Source organism: Paenibacillus ginsengarvi, assembly GCF_003626695.1.
GTDB classification, from domain to species: Bacteria; Bacillota; Bacilli; order Paenibacillales; family NBRC-103111; genus Paenibacillus_AB; species Paenibacillus_AB ginsengarvi.
Genome location: NZ_RBAH01000044.1, coordinates 35,972 through 42,023, shown reverse-complemented (window position 1 = coordinate 42,023; position 6,052 = coordinate 35,972). Strand labels below are relative to the sequence as shown.

At 44.0% G+C, this 6,052-nt stretch carries 7 protein-coding genes; 1 reads left to right on the top strand and 6 read right to left on the bottom strand.

The genetic code is table 11. From position 1 onward, the window contains the following. The coding region (locus D7M11_RS34280; protein ID WP_205127158.1) for a hypothetical protein at nucleotides 1–216 on the bottom strand (216 nt) is incomplete at its 3' end. A gap of 93 nt (nucleotides 217–309) precedes the next feature. Between D7M11_RS34280 and D7M11_RS34275 the strand changes: the two genes are divergently transcribed. After that, the gene (locus D7M11_RS34275) at nucleotides 310–1,239 is read left to right on the top strand and encodes a helix-turn-helix transcriptional regulator (RefSeq protein ID WP_205127157.1); all 930 of its coding nucleotides are present in this window, start codon (nucleotides 310–312) and stop codon (nucleotides 1,237–1,239) included. A gap of 838 nt (nucleotides 1,240–2,077) precedes the next feature. Here the strand turns inward: D7M11_RS34275 and D7M11_RS34270 are convergent. The 5 genes from D7M11_RS34270 to D7M11_RS34255 form a co-directional block, all read right to left on the bottom strand. Beyond that, on the bottom strand, nucleotides 2,078–3,337 hold the full coding sequence (locus D7M11_RS34270; RefSeq protein ID WP_120751776.1) for a D-alanyl-D-alanine carboxypeptidase family protein: 1,260 nt from the start codon (nucleotides 3,335–3,337) through the stop codon (nucleotides 2,078–2,080). A 1,163-nt stretch (nucleotides 3,338–4,500) separates the two neighbouring features. After that, nucleotides 4,501–4,689 carry a hypothetical protein gene (locus D7M11_RS37030; protein ID WP_193556352.1) on the bottom strand — a complete coding sequence of 63 codons (189 nt, stop codon included), beginning with the start codon at nucleotides 4,687–4,689 and terminating at the stop codon, nucleotides 4,501–4,503. 212 nt (nucleotides 4,690–4,901) lie between these two features. Next, nucleotides 4,902–5,129, bottom strand: a complete 228-nt coding sequence (locus D7M11_RS34265) for a DNA-binding protein (protein ID WP_120751770.1) — start codon at nucleotides 5,127–5,129, stop codon at nucleotides 4,902–4,904. Nucleotides 5,130–5,259: 130 nt separating this feature from the next. Then, entirely contained in the window at nucleotides 5,260–5,460 is a 201-nt protein-coding gene (locus D7M11_RS34260) for a cold-shock protein (RefSeq protein WP_120751769.1), read from the bottom strand. Nucleotides 5,461–5,723: 263 nt separating this feature from the next. Continuing rightward, nucleotides 5,724–6,011, bottom strand: coding sequence for a hypothetical protein (locus D7M11_RS34255; protein WP_193556353.1), 288 nt, complete (start codon nucleotides 6,009–6,011; stop codon nucleotides 5,724–5,726). Nucleotides 6,012–6,052 lie beyond the last annotated feature (41 nt).

Here is a 6,052-nt window from a genome sequence, read left to right as displayed (position 1 = left end):
GACCGCTCCGTTCTCATGGACAACGGCAGCATAGCCGTAAGGACTTTCAGCCAAAGGACGAAGCGTTGCCATTTGTCCATTTTCAATCATGCTTTTGAAAAAACTTGTTTTTGAAGCGGAATATTGCGAATCGTGAATGCTCGCCCTCTCGGTTAAGGGCGTTTTAAAACCAATGATGCGAAAAGCTTCTTTCTTTCCAATCTTAAAATTATCCATGCTCTCTTGCCTCCCGAATGGTTGATGGTAATACAAATTCATCATATCCTATCAACTATGACAACAGTGTGGCATACTTAAAAAGGGGTGGGCATGATGAAAATCGATCGCTTAGTCGCGTTGATTATGATTTTATTGGAGCAAGAGATGGTCAGTGCCGGCGAACTGGCCGAACGGCTGGAAGTCAGCCGAAGAACGATTTACCGAGACATCGATACGTTAAATCTGGCCGGGTTGCCTATCTTTACCCATCAGGGAGCAATGGGCGGCGTGGGGCTGATGAAATCTTATAAAGTGGGAAAAACACTGTTTACTCCCCAAGAAATCCAAGCCATGCTAACCGGTCTGCAAAGCTACAAACAGCTGTTTGGACAAAAGGAAACGGTGCATGCCTTAGAGAAATTGAATGCCATCCGTTTGGAGAAAGGGGAAACCGCCGAGCATGGCAAGTTTGTGATTGATTTATCGCTGAATCAGGGAAATGACTCGCTTCGGACTTTGCTTAGCTTCATAGAGATGGCGATAAATGAACAACACTATTTGACTTTTGCTTATACGGATCGCAACGGACAAAAGAGCAATCGAAAAGTAGAACCGTATCAGGTAGTTTTTAAAGAAGGCAGTTGGTATTTGCAAGCTTTTTGTGAGGAAAAAGAGGACTACCGTGTTTTCAAGCTGGCGCGGATGAGCGGCTTGCAGGTGCTGCCGGAAGAATTTGAACAACGGGATTTTTCGCCGCTACCGATGAATGGAAACGGCTGGATGAGCGAGGATTGGGTGCGGGTGACCATTCGTATCGATCTTTCCGTTATGGACAAAGTGATCGAACGTTTCGGGCCGGGACATATTGTACGCGTCGATGAACGGACTTGTCTAGCGATCTATCCGATTATTCGCAACTCTTTCGGGTATGACAAATTGCTTGCATTTGGCGACAAATGTGAGGTGGTGGAGCCGGCGGACATAAGATTGGGCTTTCGGGCCTACGTTCGCGGCATTTTGGCGAAATATGAACAAGATTGAACACCCTATGAATACGCGTCTAGTGGCATCGGGGTACACCCAAAAATTCGAATCATGACCTTCAATAATTGGGGGAATTGCGGAGATAAGCCATCGCTAACCGCGACGACAATTTGGCGGGTGTGTTTATGGAATGCGTAGCCGGACATTCTTGGGCTGCAGGAGGTTTCGCCCAAAGTGCGGCGGTAGCCGATCGTTTTGTTCAATTTGTTAAGCACTCATTATGCGGAAATCGACGTAAACATCGCCCCACTGAGCAACAACTAAACCCCTCTGCAATATATGCTAAACAGCCCTCGCCTTCGGCCCCCGGACTGCTCGGATTCAGAAGGAGTGCCCACCGGCCATGATCTAGTTCCACTGAATGTTGGACTATCACCAACAAATTATTCCTAGCTTTGCTTGGCGACTATTCAACTCTCGTTCCCATATTGTTGAAATATATATACCCCATAAACATTACAATCCAGCCAAAGGGGCTGTCAGCACCATTCGTACTGGTACCCTCTTATATTCCACGACAGCTTCGTTAGGTAGTCCGTTAAACTACCCTCACCGAGGGAGTTGAGAAAGGCAGCCGATCGCAACCGGCTGCCGTCGTATAACAACGGAGCTATCGTTCTCCGTTAGAGTTCAATGAATACTTTAAAAACGAGCTATTCCACATGCCAGTGAGTTCCATGCCGCAAGCTTTCGCATTACAGACGCAGTCAGGTAGGCTTGCAATCGCATGTGGAAGTGTAAAAATAGGATTTTTTAAAGGATCTTATTAATCTATTTGTGTGACTTTCTTTATCATCAAAAAAACAGAAGGCTCGTTTCGGAGAGCAGTCCATTATTAGCCAAACAGACGAACAATCCCTTTGTATAACCCGACATGGAAATTTTTGATCGACCGGAATAACAGCCGGATCCAGCTACCTCTGCCAACATCCTCTGCCGCGACCATTTTAATGATATGATCTTTTCCGTTATACGTAACCATTAATGTTCCCATCTCGTCGCCTTGCTTGATTGGTGCGATACGCTTATCCTGATCGATCCGCTCCGTTTTATGCACGAATTGCTCGGCAGTTGTCCCTTTCTTGACAACTAGAGTTAGCCCACTCTCCGTCACGACAGGTACAGCCGTTCGTACACCTTTTCTGAGCTCCACCGATTTCATTGAGTCGATCTCGCTTTTGGCGGCTACGACCTTTCTCAGCTCGAAGTTATTAAAACCGTAGTCCAGCAGCTTGCGGGTTTCCTCAAACCGTTTCGGCTCCGTCCGGGTGCCCATTACGACACTTATCAATCGCATCCCGTTACGGACCGCGGTTCCGGTGAAGCAATAGCCCGCTTCATCGGTATAACCCGTCTTCAGTCCATCCAATCCGGGATAAGCATATTTTTTGAAACTGGCTGCTGTACCATTTCCATCCAGCATCCAGTTCTTATTGATCATCGGACTCTTGTCTCTTTCCCGAAGCTTCAAGGATGGGATTTTGGCGTATTCGAGCACTTCCGGATGATCTTTCAGGATCCGGTATGCCAGCATCGCCGCATCCTTGGCGGACATCACCGTCTCACCCTCGGCGTCGAAAACAGGGGCTCCGCTTAAATCTTTCAGGTCGTTTCTATTTAGTCCTGTCGCTGTCGCAAAATGGGCCGCAGTCATGCCAAGCTTCTTCGCTTTTTCGTTCATCAGCTTGGTGAAATCTTCCTCGGTCCCACCTATTCGCTCGGCCAAAGCTACGGAGGCATCGTTGGCCGAGTAAATCGACATCGCTTGAAACATCTTACGAACAGAAAGCTGCTCCCCATTCGCTAGCAAAACTCCGGAGCCGGGAACTTCGGACGCATATTTGCTTGTCGTGACGGGATCGTCCCATTTCAGCTTTCCGGACTTGATATGCTCCATCACGATATACTCCGTCATCATCTTGGTCATGCTTGCAGGTGGCAACGCAGTATCCGCATTTAACTCAAATAAGATTTGACCGGATTCCGCATCCATTAATACGGCCGATTTTACGTCGAGCGTTAAATCCGTTGCCTCATTAGCCTGAACCGGTTCCGGACTATGGATGAACAGTTGCACCCCCACAATCGCCGCCATAATAATGGAGACGAATCGCTTTGCTTTTGTGTTACATTTCAATTACTACACTCCCATGCTTGTTGTCCTTACCCAGTCTTAAACAATTTTCATTAAATCAATATAATAGTTAACACGTATGAAAGTCAAACCTATAAAACACAAAAGCCGCGATTTTCGCGGCAATTAATGAGATATTGTTCTTGTCATGCTCTGTTGTAGTTTTACATTATTTTATACTGGAGCATATTCAATCAGGGCAATCACAACTGATCGCTTTCAAGGAGGTTGGTGAGAAACTTGGCCGTCTTCAGGAGCATGCGGTTTTAGATGGAATTCGACCGTAAGAGAGCAGTACAGAGAGAGGATACTAAAAGCTAAAAATCACAAACAACATCTTAAAATGAGCAACACGAAGAAGACAACGAAATTTCTCCCCTCAAAATCGAACTCGAAGATGAGAAACCACATCATTTACAAGCAGAAGACTATCAGAGCTTGTTGGAGATTCTTAAAAGAGCTAAACAACTTGGTGTTTATGAAAGACATGGAAAGATTGGCTAAAAGGAGAACGAAGGTGTATTCCTATGTGGCGTCGAGCCGCCTCCACCCGGTTAACCAGGTCCTACGGGTTCCTCTAGTGGTAGCTGTGACTCGAGCTCACTTACGGTGTGTACCAACTTCCTGATGACTGGGCGTACAAACAGTAAAACCCGTTGGTAGACCAACGGTTTTACTGTCTGGTAAAAACAAAGTACTAGACTGGTTATGCCGATCCAGCGCTGATCGACGATCGTCGGGTTCGTAAATATTACGCAAACAGCTAATTTTACAGTCCCAACGGTACAATAAATCAAAAGTCTTGGGTATGAATTTGAGGATGCAGTAGATATTCGCGCTTTAGTCTATAAAGCTTCTCAAACCTTCACATCGCTAAAAGCCGAAACTTTAACGAAACCGGGAAATACGTATTCCATTGTGGATTTTCCGGATGTATTCAAAATCAGGATTGTTCGATCATGGATTCTTACTCCATCTATAACTACTCCTCACTTGCTCAGAGTCTCCTCAAATGCCAATCGCACATCCTCCGGAATCTTACGCTTTAAGTGATTAGGCAAATACTCGTAACAATTGAACGAGCAAAGCAGCCGGTCAGTTGGCCGGCTGCCGATCATATATTGCTATGACTCTCTTACGAGTTCTTCTAACTTTGATGAAAAAATATCCCAGCTTGTATCAATAAATCCACTCTTAAATGACCACCCTTTAGAACGCAGCTTCTCGCCTAAGGAGATATAGTCGGCACGTTGCCTATCGTCTAGAGAAATATCTAGAGCTAAAGTCCCGTCCCCAACCACGAACTTTTTCATGTAATCGTGCAATTTCCAAAAAACCGTTTGCTTATTCGTTATCTCTTTCCATTCCCAAGCGCATTATGATTGAATCATAGTATCATCTAGCTTCTGGACAATTAGAGTTTCATTTTTCCAATTTTGATCTTGTTGATCGTGTATCGTTGCTCACTTAATTTATAGTCCTTAAAACTTTGTTCACTCATTAAAAGACCCCTTTGTTGAACCACCTATGAATTTTTTAATATCTCATCAATTTCACTTTTCAATAACAGGTACCTGTGAACACTTCTCATGATCGGAACCTTGGTTAGCGTGCTTTTGTCTACATAAGATTTCATTTGATCTTTAGAATAACCTAACAAACTCCCTGCTTCTGTAACTGTTAAAACAACCTCGTTACTTGTGGCATTAAAGGTTTTCTTCACTTTTAGATTCCAATCTTCGAATTCAATCATAAATTTCAACCCCTCTTATTCTTTGCCAATAACTTACTTAATCTCATATGCCGCTGTTATCCGGCCCCGTTAAGAAATAGAACAGCCACCCTCAACTCAATGAATGAAGGGCAGCTGTTCTTGATTTCTCTTACAACTTCACAACGTTTTCAGCTTGTGGACCGCGGTTACCTTGCACTATGTTAAATTCAACGCGTTGTCCTTCGTCCAGCGATTTGAAGCCGTCACTGACGATCGCACTGAAGTGCACGAAAACGTCGCTACCGCCTTCCACTTCGATGAAACCAAAGCCCTTTTCTGCGTTAAACCATTTTACTGTGCCAGTTGCCATTAAAGAACCTCCAGAAGTTATAAATTAACATGCAACTTTATTGTTAACAAAAAAATTAAAATTCACACATTGCAAAGGTTTCATCGCACAAATGAACACCTTTTGCAATATGTGAATTTAGGTCTCAGTTATATGATAACGTAATTATAACACTTATTCAGGGGAAAACAAGGAATAGTATTTATCAATCTAAGTTTGAAAACGTACGAAGCCTGCCGCGAAGCAGGCTTCTTGTCTTACGGCAGTACTCGGAACTTTGCTCATTATTTACCGGCATATTCCATTGTCGCTGTAGCCAGCATCGATTCCCAATTGGAAAAATCCGTCTCCCTCACCACATGCCGGTCAAAAAGTTCGCCGGAAATATTATTGACATCTTCATGTGTCTTTGCTTGAAAATTGCCTTTATCTAAAAACTCTCCAAAGCTCTTAAAACTGGAGTGCTTACTCATGAACGATTCACTAAACAACTTTTCTAAAGAAATATGATTCGGATCTTCTTCAATCGTTTTCTGGCCTTGTAATTCCTTCAACAACTCGTCAAATGATATTAGCTTATGCTTTTTCAAACTACCACCCCTTAATCTGTGTT

Coding starts and splice junctions, on each gene's coding strand:
- D7M11_RS34270 (WP_120751776.1), bottom strand. CDS start 3,337: ATGGCGGCGATTGTGGGGGTGCAACTGTTCATCCATAGTCCGGAACCG.
- D7M11_RS37030 (WP_193556352.1), bottom strand. CDS start 4,689: ATGAAAAAGTTCGTGGTTGGGGACGGGACTTTAGCTCTAGATATTTCT.
- D7M11_RS34265 (WP_120751770.1), bottom strand. CDS start 5,129: ATGATTGAATTCGAAGATTGGAATCTAAAAGTGAAGAAAACCTTTAAT.
- D7M11_RS34275 (WP_205127157.1), top strand. CDS start 310: ATGATGAAAATCGATCGCTTAGTCGCGTTGATTATGATTTTATTGGAG.
- D7M11_RS34260 (WP_120751769.1), bottom strand. CDS start 5,460: ATGGCAACTGGCACAGTAAAATGGTTTAACGCAGAAAAGGGCTTTGGT.